The 23,096-nt window shown below is 42.5% G+C and carries 18 protein-coding genes; 9 read left to right on the top strand and 9 right to left on the bottom strand.

Going from position 1 to position 23,096, the window contains the following annotated elements; all coding sequences use genetic code 11:
• Nucleotides 1-238 precede the first annotated feature (238 nt).
• Nucleotides 239-361, bottom strand: a complete 123-nt coding sequence (locus tag GVT53_RS21130; RefSeq protein WP_258537770.1) for a hypothetical protein — start codon at nt 359-361, stop codon at nt 239-241.
• A 166-nt stretch (nt 362-527) separates the two neighbouring features.
• Between GVT53_RS21130 and GVT53_RS02390 the strand changes: the two genes are divergently transcribed.
• The 4 genes from GVT53_RS02390 (at nt 528) to GVT53_RS02375 (ending at nt 8,215) form a co-directional block, all read left to right on the top strand.
• On the top strand, nt 528-1,124 hold the full coding sequence (locus GVT53_RS02390; RefSeq protein WP_166247248.1) for a Crp/Fnr family transcriptional regulator: 597 nt from the start codon (nt 528-530) through the stop codon (nt 1,122-1,124).
• Between the two features lie 452 nt (nt 1,125-1,576).
• Nucleotides 1,577-2,113 carry a DUF4347 domain-containing protein gene (locus GVT53_RS02385; protein ID WP_166247247.1) on the top strand — a complete coding sequence of 179 codons (537 nt, stop codon included), beginning with the start codon at nt 1,577-1,579 and terminating at the stop codon, nt 2,111-2,113.
• A gap of 33 nt (nt 2,114-2,146) precedes the next feature.
• Nucleotides 2,147-7,291, top strand: coding sequence for a T9SS type B sorting domain-containing protein (locus tag GVT53_RS02380; protein ID WP_166247246.1), 5,145 nt, complete (start codon nt 2,147-2,149; stop codon nt 7,289-7,291).
• A gap of 33 nt (nt 7,292-7,324) precedes the next feature.
• A complete protein-coding gene (locus GVT53_RS02375) occupies nt 7,325-8,215 on the top strand; it encodes a PorP/SprF family type IX secretion system membrane protein (protein WP_166247245.1) in 891 nt (296 codons plus the stop codon).
• A 596-nt stretch (nt 8,216-8,811) separates the two neighbouring features.
• On the opposite strand, the gene GVT53_RS02370 is transcribed toward GVT53_RS02375, so the two are convergent.
• The 5 genes from GVT53_RS02370 to GVT53_RS02350 all read right to left on the bottom strand — a co-directional run bounded on the left by GVT53_RS02370 (nt 8,812) and on the right by GVT53_RS02350 (nt 14,942).
• Nucleotides 8,812-9,018, bottom strand: coding sequence for a hypothetical protein (locus GVT53_RS02370; protein WP_166247244.1), 207 nt, complete (start codon nt 9,016-9,018; stop codon nt 8,812-8,814).
• Between the two features lie 330 nt (nt 9,019-9,348).
• Nucleotides 9,349-10,620, bottom strand: coding sequence for a type II toxin-antitoxin system HipA family toxin (locus GVT53_RS02365; protein WP_166247243.1), 1,272 nt, complete (start codon nt 10,618-10,620; stop codon nt 9,349-9,351).
• A gap of 1 nt (nt 10,621) precedes the next feature.
• Nucleotides 10,622-10,885 (bottom strand): helix-turn-helix transcriptional regulator, encoded by a 264-nt coding sequence (locus GVT53_RS02360; protein WP_166247242.1) that lies wholly within the window; start codon nt 10,883-10,885, stop codon nt 10,622-10,624.
• Between the two features lie 1,024 nt (nt 10,886-11,909).
• Nucleotides 11,910-13,736, bottom strand: a complete 1,827-nt coding sequence (locus GVT53_RS02355) for a cation:proton antiporter domain-containing protein (RefSeq protein ID WP_166247241.1) — start codon at nt 13,734-13,736, stop codon at nt 11,910-11,912.
• Between the two features lie 591 nt (nt 13,737-14,327).
• Nucleotides 14,328-14,942, bottom strand: coding sequence for a TetR/AcrR family transcriptional regulator (locus GVT53_RS02350; RefSeq protein WP_166247240.1), 615 nt, complete (start codon nt 14,940-14,942; stop codon nt 14,328-14,330).
• 101 nt (nt 14,943-15,043) lie between these two features.
• Here GVT53_RS02350 and GVT53_RS02345 point away from each other — a divergent pair, with 101 nt between their 5' ends.
• Both GVT53_RS02345 and GVT53_RS02340 read left to right on the top strand, forming a co-directional pair.
• A complete protein-coding gene (locus GVT53_RS02345) occupies nt 15,044-16,567 on the top strand; it encodes an aldehyde dehydrogenase family protein (RefSeq protein ID WP_205791857.1) in 1,524 nt (507 codons plus the stop codon).
• Between the two features lie 93 nt (nt 16,568-16,660).
• Nucleotides 16,661-17,788, top strand: a complete 1,128-nt coding sequence (locus GVT53_RS02340; RefSeq protein ID WP_166247238.1) for an alkene reductase — start codon at nt 16,661-16,663, stop codon at nt 17,786-17,788.
• A 476-nt stretch (nt 17,789-18,264) separates the two neighbouring features.
• On the opposite strand, the gene GVT53_RS02335 is transcribed toward GVT53_RS02340, so the two are convergent.
• The gene (locus GVT53_RS02335; RefSeq protein WP_205791855.1) at nt 18,265-18,504 is read right to left on the bottom strand and encodes a hypothetical protein; all 240 of its coding nucleotides are present in this window, start codon (nt 18,502-18,504) and stop codon (nt 18,265-18,267) included.
• 119 nt (nt 18,505-18,623) lie between these two features.
• On the opposite strand from GVT53_RS02335, the gene GVT53_RS02330 reads away from it, so the two are divergent.
• Both GVT53_RS02330 and GVT53_RS02325 read left to right on the top strand, forming a co-directional pair.
• Entirely contained in the window at nt 18,624-19,532 is a 909-nt protein-coding gene (locus GVT53_RS02330; protein WP_166247237.1) for a helix-turn-helix domain-containing protein, read from the top strand.
• 84 nt (nt 19,533-19,616) lie between these two features.
• Nucleotides 19,617-20,399 (top strand): SDR family NAD(P)-dependent oxidoreductase, encoded by a 783-nt coding sequence (locus tag GVT53_RS02325; RefSeq protein ID WP_166247236.1) that lies wholly within the window; start codon nt 19,617-19,619, stop codon nt 20,397-20,399.
• 273 nt (nt 20,400-20,672) lie between these two features.
• On the opposite strand, the gene GVT53_RS02320 is transcribed toward GVT53_RS02325, so the two are convergent.
• Nucleotides 20,673-21,563: an SDR family oxidoreductase gene (locus tag GVT53_RS02320; protein ID WP_166247235.1), complete on the bottom strand. Its 891-nt coding sequence runs from the start codon at nt 21,561-21,563 to the stop codon at nt 20,673-20,675.
• Between the two features lie 115 nt (nt 21,564-21,678).
• Between GVT53_RS02320 and GVT53_RS02315 the strand changes: the two genes are divergently transcribed.
• A complete protein-coding gene (locus tag GVT53_RS02315; RefSeq protein WP_166247234.1) occupies nt 21,679-22,071 on the top strand; it encodes a winged helix-turn-helix transcriptional regulator in 393 nt (130 codons plus the stop codon).
• Nucleotides 22,072-22,165: 94 nt separating this feature from the next.
• Here GVT53_RS02315 and GVT53_RS02310 read toward each other — a convergent pair whose 3' ends face one another.
• A complete protein-coding gene (locus GVT53_RS02310; protein WP_166247233.1) occupies nt 22,166-23,086 on the bottom strand; it encodes a helix-turn-helix domain-containing protein in 921 nt (306 codons plus the stop codon).
• Between the last annotated feature and the right edge of the window lie 10 nt (nt 23,087-23,096).

Genomic DNA, 23,096 nt, shown 5'->3' with positions numbered 1-23,096 from the left:
GGACCGAATAAACTTGGATGTTCAGAAATTTGGCCTTCGAGGAATCATTGTCATGGCTGGCACCTATTGAAAAGTGGTTGATGGCCTATGAAGACTTAATGGAAAATTGAAAAGATTGTCAAGGTGAATGGCAAATCTGCAAGAAGTATTTGTCATTTCTCAAACCCTGGGTATTTCTAAAGGATTATCGGATACTTTGATGTTCCAAAAATATCACCTATCGCCCAAAACGTTTCCTTTAGCAGGACATTGGTGATCTGGGCTCTTTGACCACCAAAGCCAAGGCATTGTTGGAGCTTACCAAAACAGCATATGGGATGGAGCCCCTTCCCAACAATACAATCTTTTTGCGTGTGAACACGAGAAAATGTTTTTTTTACCGAAGAGCTTACCGGATGGTTACGGTCAGGATAAGGTTTCTTACAAAAGTTAATATTGCGATACATATACTTCAAAGGAATTCCAGATGAGAGATGGCTCATTTTTTAGTATAAATCTTATTTTTGAAAACCTAACGAATTGATCAAATGTTACCGAATAAACATAAAGAGGGAAATCTTTTCATCATTTTGTTCCTCAACTCCATTTACCCCCTAAGCCCTAGTTTAAAAAACTACCTGGTTGAGCATATCAAAAGTTGTTACTTCGAGAAAAACCAGTTCATTTGCAAAGCTGGAGAAGTCTGCGATCGTCTCTATCTTATCAAAAAAGGTATGGTTCGCGGTTATTTTGAAAGCGACGGGATGGAATTGACGACCTGGGTGGACACCGAAAACGAAGTTTTCACCTCGATTACCGGTTTCTTCAGAAATCAACCTTGCCAAGAAAACATCCAAAGCCTGGAAGAGACCCATTGTGATTATATGGAGTATGAAGACTATAAGTATTGCTTGAACAATTTTCCAGAAATGCGGCACATTAACCGTATACTTTTGGAGGAATATTACATACTTGCGGAACAAAGGGTGTATTTGGCCAGGATCCCCAATGCCCAAAAAAGATTGACCTACTATATGGAAAAGATGAAACCCCAAATTGTCGAGAGAATCCCACGCAAACACCTGGCCTCCTATCTGGCCATAAGACCTGAGACTTTATCCAGACTATTGAAGGAAATAGATTAGTCCTTCGCCCCTGTGGCACCCCCAACATATCCCCGAAACAGATTCGGATAAGAAGAATTTTTTTCATCTTTCCCGGTGTGTTTTCTACGGTTGTCCTGCAATTTATGTAAGAAAATAACATCAAATTGACATATGTCAATTTCTGAAACTTTTTTTTATACTAGGAAAAATGAATTGCCGTTTCTTACACATATGAAAGAAAAATAATACGGCTTTTATTTCAGGTTCCCACAAAAAGATGAACTATTTTCTCAACATAACAACAAAAGTTTCCCTAGCCCCATGACATAGAAAAATACTTTTCCATTCACTTATTCATTACAGACAAGCCTCGGTAACCGGAGCTAGCCAAAGCTAGGTCCAAGGCAAGGAAATTAGCTGCATCCAAGCGGACAGGAATTTTAGTGCCTTTTCCGAACCGAATCAAATCACAAAAAAAAACAAACGTACCCATGAAAAATCTTTTTAAACAAAAAATCCGGTTGAGCTTCGTGCTCTTCTTTTTGCTAACGCTAAGCGTATCCATTGCCCAAACCGACGAGGCGGTGATCGTGGATTCCGATTTTCCCAATCGCGCAGGACTCATAGCGTCCCTACCCGTTGCTGTCACAATGATCGAGAGCGATGCCGCTGCCAACCTGGCCGAAACCCTAAAGCAGGCGATGGCCGAGAACCCCAGTGTAAAGAACATCCATCTTTTTGCACCATCCACGGAGACATCGATCAGTATGGGGGAAATGGCGTACACGGCCGAAGTCCTGGACCAGCAGCTGACCTCATCTGATTTCAGCACCAACAGGGACATAACCCTTTATGTGTACTCCTGTACATTGGCCAAAAACCCTTCAGGGATATCTCTTTTGGAAAACATATCCTCCAAAACTGGTTTCAATGTAGCCTCTTGTGCCTCTTGCAAAGAGCTCAACGAAGAATTCAAGTTTGATTACTCGGTAAGACCATTGACTATTACCAGCAACCTTTTTGAATAACCTTTTCAATTTCCAAATACAAATTCAACCAAAATGAAGAAAATCAACCTTCACCATTCATATATCATAGTACTATTGTTCTTTGGGTTAGGATGGAACTCCATGCTTGGCCAAACGGTCAATATGGAAGTGCAACAAGGCCCCAACATTGATGTGGTACTTACCGTGGGAATCACCGACCAAAATATAGATACCTTCGAAGAAGACCTAGGTGCTGCCTTGGAGAGCAAGGGTATCCCAGCCGACAAACTCTACGTGCAAGGTTTTGAACGAACCACCATTTCCTCCAACTCGGAAGATGCTGCCGATATTTTCAATAACTGGGTACGATGGGGCTACAACCCAGAGACCTGGGAGTTTGTGGATGCAGAAAAATTCATCCGCAGAATCAACAATGACTACATGGCGGGTTTTTACGATCCTGTTTTTGATTCGTCCAATTATACCTTGGAAGCTGACATTGCCTTTACCTCTGGCTCCGACAACGATGACATGGGGATAACCTTCGGAATGAAAAATGGCCCTGTGGGTTCCTATCTTTTCAATCTATCGGGAGCCGTAAGGGGCTTCACCACCAGTGAGTTCATTCCAGGTCACGGTTTTGCATCGGGCTTGTACAAAATTACAAGGGACGATGGCAATGCCAACCCGCAACACTATGTTCAGGGACTACAAGATGCCTCAAGCACTATTTTCAATCCCAACTCGACCACGACTTGGTATCATTTTAAAATCGTGGTCAGCGGTAAAAACGTAAAAATTTATATGGATGATGCATTGATCATCGACTACACCGCAACCGAGGAAATCGGAGGCAGTTATGGATTCTTCTCCAACAGTCAGCCCTATGCCACATTCAAGAACATCGAAGTGACCTCATTGAGCCTTAAAAAATTCAAGGATGTGCTTCGGGAGCCGCAATGGAGGAACAGTGCCATGCGATTCAACGTGAACCTTGATGATCAAGAGGTGGCAGACTTTGACAACGACCAGGATCTGGCCGAAATATTGATGCGAACCATCAACGAAGACATCCATTACATCGGGTGGGGGTTGAACGGCAACCAAGTGCAGTTCGAGCGTTTTGTACAGCAAAACAACAACCAAGGAACTTTTGTAAATCGAGATATGGGCAGCTGGTCGAGTTGGATGGACGATATGGCCCAATATATTTATGAACAATACCAGTTCCTTACGGTGACCGAAGGCGACTATTTCATTGCGGGAACAAGTGTTGAGATAGCGGTCGACCCTTCTGAGATGAAAACGAGTACCGCCAATGCAAGCTACCCAAGCGGGAGATGGAAAATCACACATGACGAGACCTTCTTCCCCAACAACCAGGGAAGGGTTTCCTGGAACGATCTTTATCTGGAGGATGTTCCGGAATTCTATGAAAAGCCCGGGAAATACTCCTTTACCTTCGAAGACCTGCCCACCTCCCCCACCACCCTTTATTTTCACAGGAAGCCCGTGGCTAGCTTCTCCTACAGTTCGGACACAGGCGTGTTCAACGACACCTCTTACGATTTGGATGGTGGTGCCAACAATGGAATAGCCCAGACCGAATGGAAATGGAAACCCGTGGATGCGGCATCCACTGCAGACTGGAATACTGGAATGTTCGACAAGAATTCCGTTGGGGATGGAGAATATTTGGTGATGCTCAATGTACAAGACCATCAGGGGGTTTGGAGCAGTCCTTCCAGTGCCTATATCCTAGTGGACAGCAGTAGTTCTTCCACCAACGAAGACTTGCCAGTGGCACAGTTCAACATTCAACCTGATGCACTGTTTACCTACTCAGGTTCGATGAACATCAATATAGAGAACAACTCCATCGACCCTTATGGAAGAACGCTTTCCAATGAAGAATGGATTGTGACGCAAAGAGTATACGATAGTGAAGGAAATCCAACGGATACGGAAATTCACAACTCCACCACCCAGATGACGGATTTCTCAAGTTATAACAATCTAACCGCAGAATACATCATTAGTCTGCGTGTACAGACCAGTACCGGTGTTTGGTCAGAACCTTTTTTCCGAACATTGACCATAACTCACGATGTTACCGAACCTACATTATCGGCCACCCCGAACAATGGCTCCATTGATACCGACACCGACATTCTGTTGACCTTTCAAGATGAAAATGACGGAAGTGGGTTTGATGTTCAACGCTATGCATTGGTTCAGGACAGCAATCCTCCAGCAACGGATAGCAGCCTATGGTCCTCTTGGAGCAACAGTCAATCCAAGACCACCTCGTTTTCCAGCGGCGGTACGGGATGGTACATCCATGGAGAGGCGAAGGACAATGCCGGAAACACGGGAACCGCCTCTTTTGGCCCTTTTGATCTTGCTTTGGTGGTCGGTGCAAAGAACGACTTGGCCGTATTGGATGAGGATACCGTATCCGACCCGGTCGATGTGTTGTACAACGATGTGTACGATACCAACAACACTCCAACTGTTAGCATTACGACACAAGGAACCAAAGGTTCAGCCGTGGTGGACGAAAACAATAAAATTGTCTACACTCCAAATGCGAATGAATTTGGAAGTGACGCCGTCATCTATGAACTGGATGATGCGGGCACCAAGGTAACCGCAACCCTTACCTTATCCATTACCGCAGTGGATGACGCACCAACAGCTGTAGCAGACTCCTTCACTTTGGATGAAAACGCCACCTTGAGCGATGATGTATCCACAAACGACATGGAAGTGGATGGTGATGATAGAATTTATCACATCATTTCAAATCCATCCCATGCAAGCGCTTTTACCTTTAATGCTGACGGTACATTCAGCTACGAGCATAATGGCGATGAATCCGCAACAGATAGCTTTACCTACAATTTTGAGGATGCCGTTTCCTTCTCGGAAACCGTTACGGCCACATTGAACATTACCAATGTGAACGATGCTCCAGCAGGCGGCGACATTACCTTGGACGTAACCCAAGATGTAGGATACGCTTTCAAACCTACTGATTTTACCTTCTCTGATGTTGACCCGAGCGATACCTTCAATGGCATACAAGTGATTTCACTTCCGACGAAAGGCACATTGGAATACAACGGCTCTCCCGTAAAGCCCAATGATATGATTGACGATGTGACATTGCTCGTCTTTACAACAGCAGACGGAGAATATGGTTCATCGTATACCTCCTTTTCATTTAAGGTAAAGGATGAAGATGATGCACTAAGCTCGACCACGCACACAGCGGGTATCAATGCGGCCCAGGATACCGATGGGGATGGCGTACCTGACAAAGACGATGAAGACGATGACAATGACGGTACCCCTGATTCCCAGGATGCCTTCCCATTGGATGATTCCGAGGATACCGATACCGATGGAGACGGAACTGGCGACAATGCCGACGAAGACGATGATAACGACGGTACCCCTGATTCCCAGGATGCCTTCCCCAAGGATGATTCCGAGGACACCGATACCGATGGAGACGGAACAGGAGATAATGCCGACGACGATGATGACAACGACGGTACCCCTGATACCGAGGATGCCTTCCCTAAGGATGATTCCGAGGACACCGATACCGATGGTGACGGAACCGGGGACAATGCAGACCAAGACGACGACAACGACGGTACTCCCGATTCCCAGGATGCCTTCCCGAAGGATGATTCCGAGGACACCGATACCGATGGTGACGGAACCGGGGACAATGCAGACCAAGACGACGACAACGACGGTACTCCCGATTCCCAGGATGCCTTCCCGAAGGATGATTCCGAGGATACCGATACCGATGGCGACGGAACCGGGGACAATGCAGACGAGGATGATGACAATGACGGAACCCTAGATACCGAGGATGCCTTCCCAAAGGATGATTCCGAGGACACCGATACCGATGGCGACGGAACCGGGGACAATGCAGACCAAGACGACGACAACGACGGTACTCCCGATTCCCAGGATGCCTTTCCGAAGGATGATTCCGAGGATACCGATACCGATGGCGACGGAACTGGCGACAATGCAGACGATGACGATGACAACGACGGCACCCCTGATTCCGAGGATGCCTTTCCGAAAGATGATTCCGAGGATACCGATACCGATGGCGACGGAACTGGCGACAATGCCGATGATGACGATGACAACGACGGCACCCCTGATTCCCAGGATGCCTTCCCATTGGATGATTCCGAGGACACTGATACCGATGGAGACGGAACTGGCGACAATGCAGACCAAGACGACGACAACGACGGTACTCCCGATTCCCAGGATGCCTTCCCGAAGGATGATTCCGAGGATACCGATACCGATGGCGACGGAAAAGGAGACAATGCCGATGAAGACGATGACAACGACGGCACCCCTGATTCCGAGGATGCCTTCCCGAAGGATGATTCGGAGGATACCGATACCGATGGTGACGGAACAGGCGACAATGCCGACAATGATGCAGATAATGACGGTACCCCGGATGATGAGGACGCTTTCCCCTATGACCCGAAAGAGGATTCCGACATTGATGGTGATGGTGTTGGCGACAATTCCGATACGGACGATGACAATGACGGGGTTACCGATACCGATACGGACGGAGACGGTCTTGGTGATAACGTTGACAACGATGATGACAACGACGGTATACCGGATGATCAAGATGATTTCCCGAATGATGCTTCCGAGACGATAGATACCGATGGAGACGGAATAGGCGACAATGCAGATACCGATGATGATGATGATGGCTATTCTGACGAAATGGAATTGACCGAAGGAAGCGACCCTTACGATGCATCCAGCAAGCCATTGGATACCGATGGAGATGGTATTCCAGACAGCATTGATGAGGATGACGACAATGATGGTGTTCCGGATGCAGATGATGCTTTCCCAACAAGTGAGGAGCCCTCATTGGTCCCTGCACAGGCCTTTACCCCTAACGGCGACGGTAACAACGATGCCTGGGTCATCCCGGGAATAGACAACTACCCCAACAATGTGGTCAAAGTCTACAACCGATGGGGTCATGAAGTGTTCGGCACCAGATCGTACCGAAACAACTGGGAAGGCTTCTATAAGAACAGGAACGAGAAACTACCCGCGGGATCGTACATGTACATCATCAACCTGGGAGATGGAAGCGCACCCTTGCAAGGCTGGATTTTCATCAACTATTAACACCAATAAAACAAAAAACACCATTCAAGACAGATGAAACGTATCAATAAAATACAGCTAATGGCCCTGTTCCTTGGACTTTCCATGTGGGCAAGTGCACAACAGGACCCCAACTACACCTTTTACCGCTACAATATGAACATTTACAATCCCGCTTTTGTGGGAAGTTCCGAGGCTGCGGAATTCTCTTTGGGGATTCGTAGCCAATGGGCGGGAATCGAAGGGGCTCCAGAAAGCCAGAGTGCCATCTTTGGGATGCCCGTGGGCAAAAACATAGGACTTGGCGCCTCCATCCTCAATGACAAGACCTTTATTGAGCAGCAAACCTGGGTGGCGATCGATGTGTCCTACCACATTCAATTGGATTACGAACATATGCTCTACTTTGGCATCAAGGGAAGTGCCAACTCCTATGAAGCCAACACCCAAGGTCTTGTGACCTATGGTGTGGGCCAGGACGGATCATTGATGGAATACGATAGCCGTTTTACCCCCAATGTGGGGGCCGGGGTCTATTTGAAGCACGACAGGTATTTCGCATCCCTGTCAGCACCAAAGCTGTTGACCCCCGACCGCTTGCAAGAACGTGAGGGCAATGCCTATTTGGGCACGGACCGAATGCACGCCTACCTGAGCGGGGGATACACCTTTCTGCTGGGAAAAACCTTGGACCTCAAGACCATGGGGATGCTACGGTATGTGGACGCATCGCCCCTATCCGTCGAAGTGACGGGAATCCTGGACTTTGGCCAGCGCTTTGAGTTCGGGGCAAGCTACAGGTATGACGAGAGCATCAGCGGACTGTTCCTGTTCAACGTTAGCAATGGATTCAATTTGGGATATGCCTATGAAACCTCCATTCAAAATCCCATTGACGGCTTGGACCACAATACCCATGAACTTTTTATGCGGTTAAAGATGTGATCAATTGCATACCTAGGTTACCTTGATTTAAGTAAAAAACACCCTCTGCGCAGGGTGTTTTTTATTTTATGCCATCAAAGGTCTTATCAATCATACATTCTCTTTGGCCACGCAGACCATTAATTTAAGGGCATTGTCTTTGGATAAGTATTTGTTCCCCAGGAGCCGAGGACTCATCGTTTAGGACCTTTAGCAATTGGAAACCGAACCGTTTGAAAGAAGAGTTATCATTCATCTACTTAGAAAAAACTGCAATTTTAAATTATCAATCCTTATCACCTAGGACAAAAATTTGCGGCTCTTTAAAGCCGCTCAAGTTCATTTAACAGGTCGTACAATTCAGCTGGCATAAAATCTCGAAAACCCCAAAACCATTTGTTTATTCGAATTTCCAAGAATAGGTTCTAGTGCCTCAGCAATGACAATTTAAAAAATTTGAGCAAATCGTATTAATTTTTGATTCTTCACAATAGTATTTACAAATGATGTAGGTTCAAATAGCTTTGTGCTCGCTCTCGCTTTTTGTATGACCATTGTATTTGCACTAATTTTTAATGTGGCGCACTTATATTCAATATAACTCGCACCTATATTTTTTAAATAATGACAAAAAGCGCCCAGTTTTCATTTGTTACACCCGTTTTAAGGGTATGGTTCTTCCAGAAGAAGGTATCATCTGCGGCCATGCAGCCATCATATTTGGAGTCACTCAAGACAAATAGCATTTTAATAGGATTTGACCTTCTACCCCAAAAGCTGGAATACTCAAAAAAAAAGGGCGCATACATTTTCTTATTCATCATGCGCCGGGTTTACAAACATCACTTTCTTTGAAGTGGTTGATTGAGAAATCGCTTTTCAATAAAAAGATTTCAAAGGAATACTTTTGCCCATCGATATCATCAATTTAGAAAATTACAAGAGTTGTTTATTACCTTGATTCCCATATTTAATCGGTATTAATAGCTGCTTCTCCCAATGAACATAAAATGTAGCTGGTACCATTATCTTCCAATTGCTTTAGAGTGTATTAATTCACCAAAATGATAAAAAGACAACTTGAAGAAGCTAGAACCAATAAAAGTAGATTATAGATTAACGTAAGGCTATCATCCTGATAGGTTAGACCGAATTTAAATTAATTCAGAAAACTCCCTTAATATGGCCTCAGTAACATCCACTGGAATTTTTAAATCATCAGCTATTTCTTCCCAATCGCTACCAGCGAGTTGGACTTCTTCTATGATACCTTTAGCATCGCGGATGGCATGGGTCTCGGCAACAGACATTAAATCTTCCAACAGTATTTCAGAACGCTTACCATTAATTGAAAGGGCTCTGGACACATTGCTATAATTCAAATTTACGTTAAGGGGATAGGTTAAATCGTAGGCAGGAGCCAATTCCCACGAGTCATTTTCCTCTTGGTAGATGAAGCTATGGTTTTTCAAATGGTCGTCAGTATTGGCATAGATGACATTAAATACCATTCTTCGAAACAACTGAACAATATCCCGATACGGCACCTTTAGGTCGAGGGCCAGCTTGAAAAGGTTTTCATAACTTGAATCCTCTGGTTTTTTGAAATCCCACCCTGTCAGGCCACTTGCGGTCAGTACATGCTGCTTTGAGCCCGCTTGGCGGTCATATCTCAGGGTAGCAAAGTGCCTGCCCTGAATCATTTTGGAGGGCATCATATGTATCTTGGCTTCTTTGGCCATTAAATAGTAGGCATATTCGACTTTCTCCCGATTGTATTGTTTCGGAGCATCTTCGTTAAGGTTTAATTTGACAAGGTAATGATGGTAATCCTCGCTATGGTGAATATCTCCGGGAACAATCTTACCTGTTTTCTTGTGTTCCGATATCAAGATCTTGGGTCTTGCCCCCCCAGCAGATGTACCGATTTTAAATATGTTCAAAAGTGATGTTTCATCAAGCGTCCTTCCAGAAGTTCCCTTTTTCAATTCCAAAACCTCTCGGAGCACTTCAACGATTTCCGCTATATCGATGGTTGTCGAATCTGGAATCTCCTCAATGGGCTTATACTCCAAGGCCCCCATACCCCGGTTACCAACATAAGTAAGCTGCTCCAACGGTGTTATCTTTTGAAAATCCCGATTGGTGGATTCCAGCCACTCTTTGAAAATAATGTTGCCGAACATATCCGGCAATGAATCCGCGATCATGGGAGGTAGTCCGCGAAAGGTTTCCCCTTGATATTTGGTAAATACTTGGACCGGTTTTATTCGTTTGAAGATGTAGGGAAAAACTCGGGAAAAAACATTGGCATCCAAGAACTTGGGACTGTATTGAAAAAAGGAAGCACGTTTGTCAACATCGTATCCCAATCTTCCGATCTCTGAACCAAAAAGACAAACCCTTATAATATCGTTCTTTGCCATATCAATACATTGATTCCTTGTTATTGGTGTCAGCGATACTATTCAATGCCCTGTAAAAATCGTCCATCAGGTCAAAGTGTTTGGCAATTTTCAGGAAGGTATCCAAGGTGGAATTTTTTCCACTTTCAAAATTTTGGATGGTATAACGGGATATACCCAAAGCTTTACCCAGTTCCGTCTGTGACATTTCATACCTTTGGCGTTGCTGCCTACAAAGGCTCCCCAAAAGTTTTTTAACCTCCCCAATTGAAACTGAATCAATCATTTTTAGTTTATTATATTAAACAAATATACATATAAATGGCTAAAATGTTTAATATAACAATCATAATTGATTTTTCAATGAAGCGTTAATTCCTTAATATGTTCAAAATTCCATAGCATAACTGGGAACACCGGGCATACATAGTATACCACTTCCACCGGAAAGATTTGAGCATAGGTAAGGTACTGTATATAATCTGAGTTGGGAACCGAATTAATATGACAAATTTGGTCATTTCAAAGAAAAGCCCTCCTTTGGGCTTCTGTATATTTGTCCATCCTTCTTTAACTTTTGTTTGGTTCCCTTTAAGACTTACTTGTTTCTATGGCGAATTCCCAGTATTCTTTGGACTTTTTATTCAAAAATCAGCATAATCTTGTTTACCCAAGAATTTAATCGTATATAATTGTGCTTCAATGCATTAATATCCATTTAGTAAAAAGTGACCTATTCGGTGAGCATAAAATTTTAGAAAGCTTGAAACCCTTTATTTATTGGGCCTTCCAGAGATGGATTCTAGTCCCTCCGGTTTAATAGCTAAAAGTACTTCTTGAAAGGCATAAAATCCCGGATTAAAACAAAAAAAAGTATAACTTTAGCCATTAAATTATTAGGTACCATTTATCGGCAATTAAGTTCATTTTATATGGTAATTGTGTACTGGTGAACGATTCGGTGCACAGGTTAAGAAAAATGATTTCAACTTTTTGAATATCAAGTGATTATAATTAGGATTTAAGCCCCAGTCAGGTCACTTTTTAACAAACCATAAGATATCAAAACCCTGTAATCTAACTGATTTACAGGATTTTGCATTTTTTGGCATATCATTTAATTTGATATAAAATGGTTTAAAAGAGTTCACAAATCGTCAACATAAGATTTTTAAATCGTCAACATGAAATTTTGGCATTAAAAATCGGACGATTTGACTGTATGGTTGATTTGATTTTTCTATTGCCCAATCCATGAATGTTTTTTATTGAATAAGCAATGGAAACTTTCAACATTAAAGAGCTGGGTATTAATCTGAATCTTTTTCATAAGCTTGGCTATCAGCCTTTATAATGACTTCCAATTCATTGACGACTTCCCTGGCTGCTTTTATGTATTCTTGGTCATTCCTAATGCTGGAAAGGTGCTTTAATGTCCGTTCATCATGGGACAAAAAGGTATTTGCCGCTTTTTTGGCCTGATTTTCATCAAACCCTAGAATTTTCAAAACATCTGTCCCCAATCTTAGACTGGTATCCAAGGTTTCCCTGTATATATGCATGATTCCTGCATTCATTTGGTCATAGGCATCATACCTGCTCTCCGATCGGGCCAGGATGTACAAGTGCGGAAAATGTTTTTTTACCATTTCAATGACCTCCATTCGTTTTTCCCTATCCCCCAAAGCAACGATAATGACCTCCGCATCCTTGGCCCCGGCTATCTCCAATAAATCATGGCGGCTGGCATCACCGTAGTATATCTTGATACCTATTTTTCTGAAGAAATCTACCCTATCGCTATCATTATCCAAAATTGTAACCCCTACATCATGGGCGTTCAAAAATCGGCCTATGATATTTCCAAATTGGCCAAACCCAGCAATGATAACCTTGTTTGCTTCAGGCATTACATCGTGCGCAGACGGCTTTTCTTCAATCTGTACCGGGCAAAACAAAAATTTGACCATCCTTTCGCTTAGCAACATGATGAATGGTGTGGCGGCCATGGTTATGGCAACGACGACCATCAATATATCCGTTATATACCTTGAAAGGGCTCCGGTCGCATAGCTTATGCTCAGAAGCACAAACCCAAAACCCCCAATTTGTGAAAGTCCTGTGCTGAACAGAAAGTTTTGTGAATTGCTCATTTTGAACAGTTTCCCCAAGAGAAAAATAACCAATCCCTTTAGGATGAGAATGGACACTACCAATCCTATAATCAAGAGAGGGTTCTCATAGATTAGGCCAAAGTCGATCAAGGTGCCAACCGCGATAAAAAACAGACCCAGCAGTAGGCCTTTGAATGGGTCTATGGCTGTTTCTATTTCATGTCTGTATTCGCTATTGGCCAAAAGTACCCCAGAAAGAAAAGCACCCAGTGCCGGGCTTAAGCCGACCATGTCCATCAAAAGTCCTACACCAATGATCAAAAGTAATACCGTTGCTGTGAAAACCTCCCTTAAACGAAACCTGGCCACCAGCCTAAACAACGGATAGAGTACATATCGGCCCATCAAAATAATCGCTGTTACCGAGCCAATCAACAGAAGGGTCTGCCCCGTACTGGAAAGGTCATTGAAGAAAGTTGGGATATCTTTATTGGGTTCCATAGGTACATCAGAAAGCAAAGGGATAATAGCCATAATCGGAATGACGGCCATGTCCTGGAGCAAAAGCACCGAAAAGCCATTTGTGCCCGCAGAAGTGTCCTTCCAACCCTTCTCGGAAAAAATCTGCATGACCATGGCGGTGGAAGAGGTGGCCATGACAAAGCCGAGAATCAAGCCAACTTTCCAATGAAACCCCAGCCCCATGGCAATACATAATACAAGGACTGTCGTTACCACTAATTGGGCACCACCAAGACCCAGTATCGATTTTCTCATTCGCCACATTTTGCTGGGTTCCAATTCCAATCCGATGACAAAAAGCATCATAATCACACCAAACTCTGCAGCTTGCATGACAGTATGTCCCTCATAGGCGATCAGGTCCAGTGCAGAAGGCCCGATCAATATGCCCGCCAACAGGTAACCCAATACCGATCCAAGTTTGAAAAACCTTGCTATGGGTACCATGATTACAGTTCCCAACAAAAAAACAAACACCTGAAAAAAGAAATTATATTCCATTTTGGTTATAGATTAATGCTATTCTTAAAACATTCCCCGTGCACCTATCGATTCGCTAAAAGAAAGCTTTCCCAACGAGCAACAAAAGCTAATTTGAGAAGGTCATGGGCATTTAATGAAACAGTAGTTCAAATAGTTCATAAAAATCCAGAACACTACAGGGCGAGGGCAATTCTACACTATGTCATTTACCTTACGCGCATTGACCATCTGCGGCCCATAGCGCTTTACCTGTTTAGTCCCAATAAGTTTCTCCTGTGCTTTCATGCCTTTCTATTAACGGGAAATGGTCCAACTATTTGTATGTAGCATTTGTCTCCATTCAAGTCGATTCCTTTTTCGGAATCCATGGATTCTTCTTATGGTTCGATCGGTAAAACCTATGTATGCTTTTTGCAATCTATTCTACTGAAAATGGCAGAAGAAAAATCTTAAACACCTTCCTGTGCGAACCTCCATCAAATTGAAACAGCAATGAACCTGAATATTCACTACTACTGGAATTATCATATGACATTACCGCACTTTTATTCACAAAGCCTTCATATACTAAAAGTGGCAATGCCGGTCATTATTTATAAATATCTTACGTTATGAAACGGATAAGCCCAATAACTGCCGAGTTGTAAGCATTGCTGATTCAAAGGGTTGTATGTTTTTATCAAGTTTAACCATTACACTTGCACCCAACCATATTTGAAAAAGGCTCTCTGCAACTGTATATGAATCTCCCTTATCCTCAAGTGTACCTTCCTTAACAGCATTATTTATTGCTTTGGCTATTCGTTTAATTATCTCTACAGTACCATGCTGAAGTGTTAATCTCATTGGCTCCGATAAATCGGCTACTTCTGCTCCCAGCTTCACAACCAGACATTTTCCTTTGCATTCGAGAAAAGCCTGCCTTTCCTGCCATCGTACAAAGAACATTAGTAAACAATCGGCCATGGTTACTTCCTTTTGATTTAAAATTTTATCTATTTCGGCCAAATAGTCTTCAAAATAACTGTTCAAAACTGCTACTCCAAAAGCATCTTTAGAACCAAAATAGTGATAGAAGGACCCTTTAGGAACATTGGCCTCCTTTAAAATTTCATTCAACCCAACCGCCGAAAAGCCTTTTACAGACATTAAGCTTCTACCTACACCAAGTATTTTTTCAGGTACGTTCACCCCTTTTTTCCTATTTATAGTTTCATTTCCCATAGGTCAAAAGTACAAAAAATAGACCGGTCGTCTAAAAATATCGTAAAACAATTTGCCATTCCCATAAAACCTATTACTTTTGTATTAGACTGGTCGGTCTAATGACTTATATTAATAAAAACAATACCAAAACTGAAGTAATAAGGTATTTAAAATTGAAAATCATGATTACAAATTTGAAAACTAAGGAAGAGTATGGTACCAATATTTTTGATGGTCCATACTACCTGAACATTGACGGACAATTGGTCCAAACAACAGATAGTTTCGATGTTGAAAACCCGGCTACAGGTAAGGTTTTCGCAAAGGCACCATCTGCAAGCCCAGAACAATTGAACCAAGCTATTGACGCTGCCAAGAGAGCCTTCAAAAGTTGGTCCCAACTCGGTTATGATGAGCGTGAACGTTACTTAAAAGCCTATGCTGATGCATTGGACTCACACAGAGATGAATTGGCACGGCTGCTCACTATGGAGCAAGGAAAACCCTTTGCCACGGAAGCAAGTGCTGAGATTGACCAAGCAATTAGATATATTCGTGAAATAGCTGCGCGACGTATTCCCGTTGAGATTGTTGAGGAAAATGATAGCCATATTGTAGAGCTTCATCACACTCCTTTAGGAGTTATTGGGGCTATTACACCATGGAACTTTCCAGTTTTGTTAACCCTTTGGAAGGTTGCCCCTGCACTTATAACGGGAAATACCATAGTTATTAAGCCCTCCCCTTTTACACCACTTTCTCTGCTACGCGCAGGCCAGATAGCACAATCAGTATTACCTGCAGGTGTGATGTCTGTAATTACCGGCGAGGATAAACTTGGACCTCAGATCACAGAACATAAAGACATAGCAAAAATAAGCTTTACCGGATCTACTGAAACAGGTAAGCATGTCATCAGATCGGCTGCATCAACGGTTAAACGGCTGACTTTGGAAATGGGAGGTAATGATGCGGCCATCGTGTTGCCCGATGCGGATTGGAAATCCATTATTCCTCAATTATTTTGGGGAGCACTAGGAAATATGGGGCAATGGTGTGTCGGGATAAAACGTCTTTATGTGCACAAATCTTTCCGCAAAGACTTTGTAAAAGATTTTGTGGATTATGCACGTAAACAAAAACAGGGGAATGGATTACATTCTGACGTAGTCCTAGGACCGGTGCAAAACAAAATGCAATATGAAAAGGTAAAAACCTTTTTAGCGGATATCGAAGCCAATGACCAAAACATCGTCTTAGGTGGGGATGTAGATGATAGTCAACCGGGTTATTTCATTCCAATTACCGTAGTAGATAACCCCGCAGAAGAATCCAAAATCGTTCAAGAAGAACAATTTGGTCCCATTGTTCCCATAATTGAATATGAGGATATTGATGATGTTGTGAATCGTGCAAACAACAGTCCATTTGGACTTGGGGGATCTGTTTGGGGACAAGATACACAAATTGCCGTGGATGTTGCCAACCGACTTGAAACCGGAATGGTTTGGGTCAATGAGATTCATACACAAGGTGTGGATATTCCATTCGGAGGACACAAACAGTCTGGACTTGGGACGGAACAAGGTCATGAAGGAAGACTTCTATTTACTAACCCAAAAACTATATTGATCAAGAAATAGGTATTGGAAGGCGGCTTTGGGCAAAGCCTTAAAGCCGTCTTTCATGTATTATACTTACCTCCCTTATAATTCTATTAAAAAAATAAACACAATATGAAACATTCATCCCTTTTTACACCAATTACATTAGGAAATCATACTTTAAAGAACCGTATTGTCTTGCCACCTTTAACGCGCCAAAGAAGTGGTCAACCAGGTGACATTGCAACGGATTTAATGGCCAAATACTATCAACAACGTGCATCTGCAGGGTTTATAGTCAGCGAGGGGACTCAAATCGAACCACGAGGAAAGGGATATTCTTGGACACCAGGAATATATTCAAAAGAACAAATAGAAGGTTGGAAAAAAGTTTGTGATTCAGTGCATGAAAAAGGAGGCGTTATTTTTGCACAACTTTGGCATGTAGGACGTGTATCACATAGAGAGCTTCAGCCTAATGCAGAAGCCCCTATAGCCCCATCGGCCATCAGGGTAGAAAAAGTGAAGGCCTTTATTGAAACGGCCCCTGGTGTTGGGACATTGGTAGAACCATCCACACCTAGAGAGCTTGCAATTAATGAGATAAAGGAATTGGTCGAACTCTATGCCCAAGCTGCACGCAATGCACTGGCCGCAGGTTTTGACGGTGTTGAAATTCACTGTGCCAATGGTTATCTGGTCAATCAGTTTATTTCCGCTCATTCCAACATTAGGGAAGATGAATATGGTGGTTCATTGCATAACCGATTACGATTTTTGCGAGAAATAGTTGAAGCGGTCGCCAAGGTAACGGGACCTGAACGTCTTGGGGTACGTTTTACACCTTTGTTTACAAGTACAGATCAGGACCGTATTTATATTGGCTTGGTGGAAGATGACCCGCATCAAACTTATATAGAAGCCGTTAAAGTACTTGAGGAGTCAGGTATTGCCTATGTTTCGATTGCTGAAGCGGACTGGGAGAATGCGCCTGAATTACCATCATCATTTCGTGTTGCATTGCGAGAAACTTTCAGTGGTAAAATTATTTATGCAGGGCGCTATACCCCAGAAAAAGGAGAAAATATAATCAAGGCAAACCTGGCTGATCTTATAGCATTTGGCAGGCCATTTATCGCCAATCCCGATTTACCCGAACGAATTGCAAATGGATGGCCCTTAAACGAATTGGACTCAAGTACGTTATATGGCGGGGATGAAGTAGGATATACAGATTATCCTTTTTATGAAAATAATTAATAGGAAACGAGGCCGTCTGAAACTTTTGGTCGGCCTTTTTCCAATTAGGTTTTTAACAAAAAACTAAATAGTAATACATAATGTAACCTTCCCTTTTCTCGGATCATTTGTTAGACAACTTTTGTTTGTCGAACATAGTAATGATCCCTTTTATGACACTAATGGGAATGTTTTATCAGAAAGGGTTCACGATAGGAGAGAGCATGGCCCAGAGGAATTCAAGAGGGACTGGTCCCATTTTTCCGAAAGGGAGCGCAAACTAACCTTTGTTATGGCCGTTGAAGCGGCATCCAATGAAGAATGGGATTTGTTTTCCGAGATGGATATTTTCAACAAAATCTCCTTTCCTTGTTCCCAATTATCTTAGGAACTATACCATTTTTCTTTTCTATTAATCCTACCCCTAAGGGTACTTCCCCCACTTGCCTTGGATCGGGTTTCAAGGGCTGTTTGAAGGTAGAGATCACCTCCAGACTTTAATGTCCGAACTCTTCGGTCACCGTTCCTTGGCACAGATAGATGCCCTTTCCATGAATGGGTGTGGATGCCATCGCTTGGGGAAAGTGGACACAGTCAAAAAAGTGCCCTTCCAAATCCAACATGGTAGTAAAGCGCATGGTGTCCCCTTTGGAAGTAGTATTCGAGCGGGTATGCACTAGCGAACCATAAATCCAAATTTTCTGGTTGACATGGGTTTCAAAATCACTGGCGGTCAAGTGTAATATGGGCCATAAAAATTCGCTTTCTTGGTTGTCCTTCGCCCATCAATAACCGATCATCTTGCTTCGGAATAAAAGTAAGATTGATCATGGTTGTTTTTTCATAACTTTGTTATATGAAAAAAGATGAGACATTGGAAGATTTATACGCTCAAATCTATGATTGGATTCCTGACAATCTAAGAAAAGGTATGGGCCATTTCAATATCTTCAATTTGACGGATTTGCTGAGCAAAGACCTATCCCCTTCCTCTTTCAATAGAAGAATTTATTTTAAAATAACCCTTGTCTTTGGGAAAAGCAGGGTTCACTTTGCCGATAAATCCGTTGAAATCAAGAAACAGGCCTTGCTCTTTTCCAATCCAGAGATACCTTACAGCTGGGAGCCTGCAGACCATAACCAATCTGGTTTTTCTTGTATTTTCACGGAAAGCTTTTTTGAAGAGTTCGGAACACTAAAGGACTATCCGGTATTTCGACCGGAAGGAAATCGTTTATACAACCTAACGGATGCCCAAGCCACTATTTTTAGGTCCATATTCTTGGAAATGTTCCAGGAGATTGATTCAGAATATGTGTTCAAGTATGACGTGTTGCGCAATCTGGTCCTTCAAATAATCCACAAGGCGATGAAGCTTCAACCCCTTCAATTTTCGACTCAACGTGTTTCAAATGGTTCCGAAAGAATCACTTCCCTTTTTATGGAACTCTTGGAACGTCAATTCCCCATTGAGAGCCCCCACCAACATATTGCACTCCAATCTGCTGCTGATTACGCCAATCGGTTGAATATACATGTAAATCACCTGAACCGCTCCCTAAAAGCAACCACTAAGCAAAGAACCAAGGAAATCCTTGCAAAGCGAATAATAAAGGAAGCCAAAACCTTACTGCGCCATACAAATTGGAATGTCGCACAAATAGGATATTGTGTTGGTTATGAAGAAGTTTCCAATTTCTCAACCTTTTTTAAAAAACACACCGGCGTGTCCCCCAATAATTTCAGAAAAGAGGAAATTGTTTGATTTTCATAAAATATAGTTTAGTTACCATAACTTCCTTTAGATTACAAAAGGGAACTTTGTATTGAACAATAAAAAATTAGACAAATGGAAAGTAAAAAAACCGTAATGATCACTGGGGCCAATCAAGGCATAGGATTTGCCACAGCAAAGAAACTTTTGCAACTGGGCCACTACCATGTTTATATCGGAAGTAGAAATCAGGAAAATGGAGAGAACGCCAAAAAGGACCTTGAAAAGCTTGGTTTTTCAGACTTTGACATCGTACAGATCGATGTTACCGATAAAAACACGATAACAAGCACCGTTGAAAAACTTGAAGGTACCATCACACATTTGGATATTCTCATCAACAATGCTGGAATTTCCGGGGCGTTACGGATAAACAAATCTGCCGCAGAAGGAGAGCCGTTTATGGAACAGGATATCACGACCATTCCTTTGAAAGAAGTAAGGAAGGTATTTGATGTCAATTTCTTTGGGGCCATTGAGGTAACGCAATCCTTTTTACCTCTGCTCCAAAAGGCACCCTCCCCAAAAATCATCAACATATCCAGTGGCTTGGGCTCCTTGACCAACCATACCGATCCCGAGGCTCCCTATTACGAGCATATGAAAGGCATCAAATTAGGCGCTTACAATACTTCCAAAACAGCATTAAATGCATTTACCGTAATGCTGGCCGCCCAATTACAAGACACTTCCTTTCAGATAAACAGTGTTTCTCCCGGTTTTGCCGCCACAAACCTGAACAATTATTCAGGGACACAGAATCCCTCTGAGGCCGTAGACTCCATCATTGAATTCGTAACAATGGGCGACAAGGGACCTACAGGTAAATTTTTTGAAAAAGAGGAAATTGCTTGGTAGCAATAGGCTTAGGACAACTTAGAGATGGCCACACACATCCAGTCTTCCAATGGAAATGGACATATGGGGCCGTTTTTGTTGAATTTCCACTCGAAAGGGATATGCCAAAAACTTTAAAAGCCTTAGCGAACAAATTAAACTCATGCAATCGAACATAAAAGATTAATCCATCACGATCGGGATTCCGTTGGCATCAAGTTATGGGGAGGCTATATTCGGAGCAAGCCACAACAATGCAAAAACCCTTGGACTTTTGTCCAAGGGTCTGCATTTTTATCTACCTGCTTGTTGACCATATACTTTATGGAGAAAAGTTGCGGTATCAAGGGGTCTTCTACCCAGCAGCTCTTCCAAAAGAACATCCTCCTTGTCCATCATCCCTTCTGCCAGTGCTTGTGACCACATGCTGAGCATATGCACATAGATTTCCGGGACTTGAAGATTGCTCAACGTATTCTGGTATTCATCCACCATAGGTGATATATACCTTATCTTTTGATGTAAAACTTTCGACAGCTCATCGGCTATATCCGAATAGGAGCTGGATTCGGTATTCGTAAGATTGTACACTTTATTCATATGGCCTTCGGAAACTAGGATATTGGCTGCGACCTCTGCCAAGTCATCCCTGGATACCCAACTGGCCCTACCTGTTTCGGCAGGAAGATAAATGGTACCCGTTTCTTTTACCATCTCCCCCAAAAAAATTGGGATCATTTCAAGGTAAATCCCATTCTGAAGGATGGTATACTCCATTCCGGAATCCTTTAGGTAGTTTTCGGTTTCCACGTGGGATTGAAGAAATTCAGCTATCGACGAGTCCTTAAATTCGGCTTTCCGAACAAATGAGGTATATACCACATGGTCGACACCAGCGTCTTTAGCGGCTTTCAAGGCGCTAATATGATGTTTCGTTCGGTTCTCGATTTGCTTATCATTGCTTGAAACCAACAATAATTTTTTCACGCCTTGAAAGGCTTGGACCATTGATTCCTGATTTGAATAATCTCCGTACCTCACTTCCACTGCATGATGATGTAGCTTGCCAGCCTTGGATTCATCGCGCACCAATGCAGCTATTCGCGTACCTTCAATTCCTTTTTTCAGCAAATGTTCTATGGCTTTGGACCCAAATTGCCCTGTAGCCCCAGTAATTAAAATCATATGTATTGTTTTTTTATGAAGGCATAAAAGTACCCCGTACGCTATACTTTATATACTTGTTTCCTAAAAAGTATCACTATACTTTTGTATAGTACAATCTATAACCTGATGAGCTATGGAAGACCTGAAGAAACTTATGGCCAATACGGACAAATGTCCAAGCACCTATATTCTAGCTTTATTGGACACCATGAACGTTATCAATGGAAAATGGAAATTACCGATTATAGCTTCCCTACTACGGGATAAAAGAAGATTCAAGGATTTACAGGATAGCGTGCACAATATTACCCCAAGAATGTTGTCAAAAGAACTGAAGGAACTGGAACTTAACGGAATTGTAAAACGTGAGGTTTATGACCAAACCCCGGTATTGATCGAATATGGACTTACGCCTTCAGGTGAACATATGATATCCGTCATCGATGCTATGATTCAGTGGGGAATCGATCACAGGGAACAAACCATTAAGCATCATTTAAATTCCAAGAAATCAATTCCCTCTTAGCAAAATGGCACCGATGTGACCTTTATCCATTATATGCTGCGTTGTCTTAATTAAGAAATATAAGGAACCTACAGATCCAGAAACTCGTTTCCCCTTAATTAAAACTTGCTCTAAATTCCAGAGGTGATTGCCTTGTCTTGGCCTTAAACAACTTACTGAATGATTGGACATGCTCAAAACCCAAGTCGTATGCAATTTCACTGACGGTCAAATTTGTGGTGGAGAGTTTTTCTTTGGCCCTTTCAATCAATTTTTGATGGATATGTTGACGGGTACTCAAGCCTGTCAGTGATTTTAACAGTCCTGTCAGGTAATTCGGGGACATGTGCAACTCACCTGCAATATCCTGAACACTGGGCAACCCGTTATCCACGAGACGGTTACTATTGAAATAATCATTCAAAAGTTCTTCCAATTGAGCAAGAATTTTGTGGTTGCCTTTCTTTCTTGTGATGAACTGACGGTTATAGAACCGTTCCGAATAATTGAGCAACAATTCGATCTGTGTTATGATGATGTTTTGGCTGTACGCATCTATGTTGGTATCGATTTCCCCATTGATATTTTGAAAAACGGTTTCCAAAATCTTTTCCTCCCTATTAGATAAAAATAGGGCCTCGTTGACCGCGTAATCAAAAAAATCATATTTACCAATCGATTTGGCAAGAGTGGTATTCCAAATAAAATCTTCATGAAACAACAACAGCCAACCTGATCTGTCACTATTTGTCGTATCATCTTCCACGACCACATTCAGGACTTGGTTGGGTGCGAGAAAAGACATCAGACCTTCGTCAAAGTCATATTCTTGCTGCCCGTACATCATTTTAACATCCAAGTTTCTTTTTATGGCAATGGAATAAAAATTATGTAACCAATTTACATCGTTATCCTCAGGTGAATCTTTCAACTGTGAATAGTCCACCAAACTGATCAAGGGATGTTTGGGCTTCTCCAAATTTTTAAGGCGATGAAATTCGGATATTGTGCGTATCTTCTTTATTTTATTTTTCATCTTATAAAGT

The organism is Flagellimonas oceani, from assembly GCF_011068285.1.
Classification (GTDB): Bacteria; Bacteroidota; Bacteroidia; order Flavobacteriales; family Flavobacteriaceae; genus Flagellimonas; species Flagellimonas oceani.
This window is presented reverse-complemented; position numbering and strand designations above follow the sequence as displayed.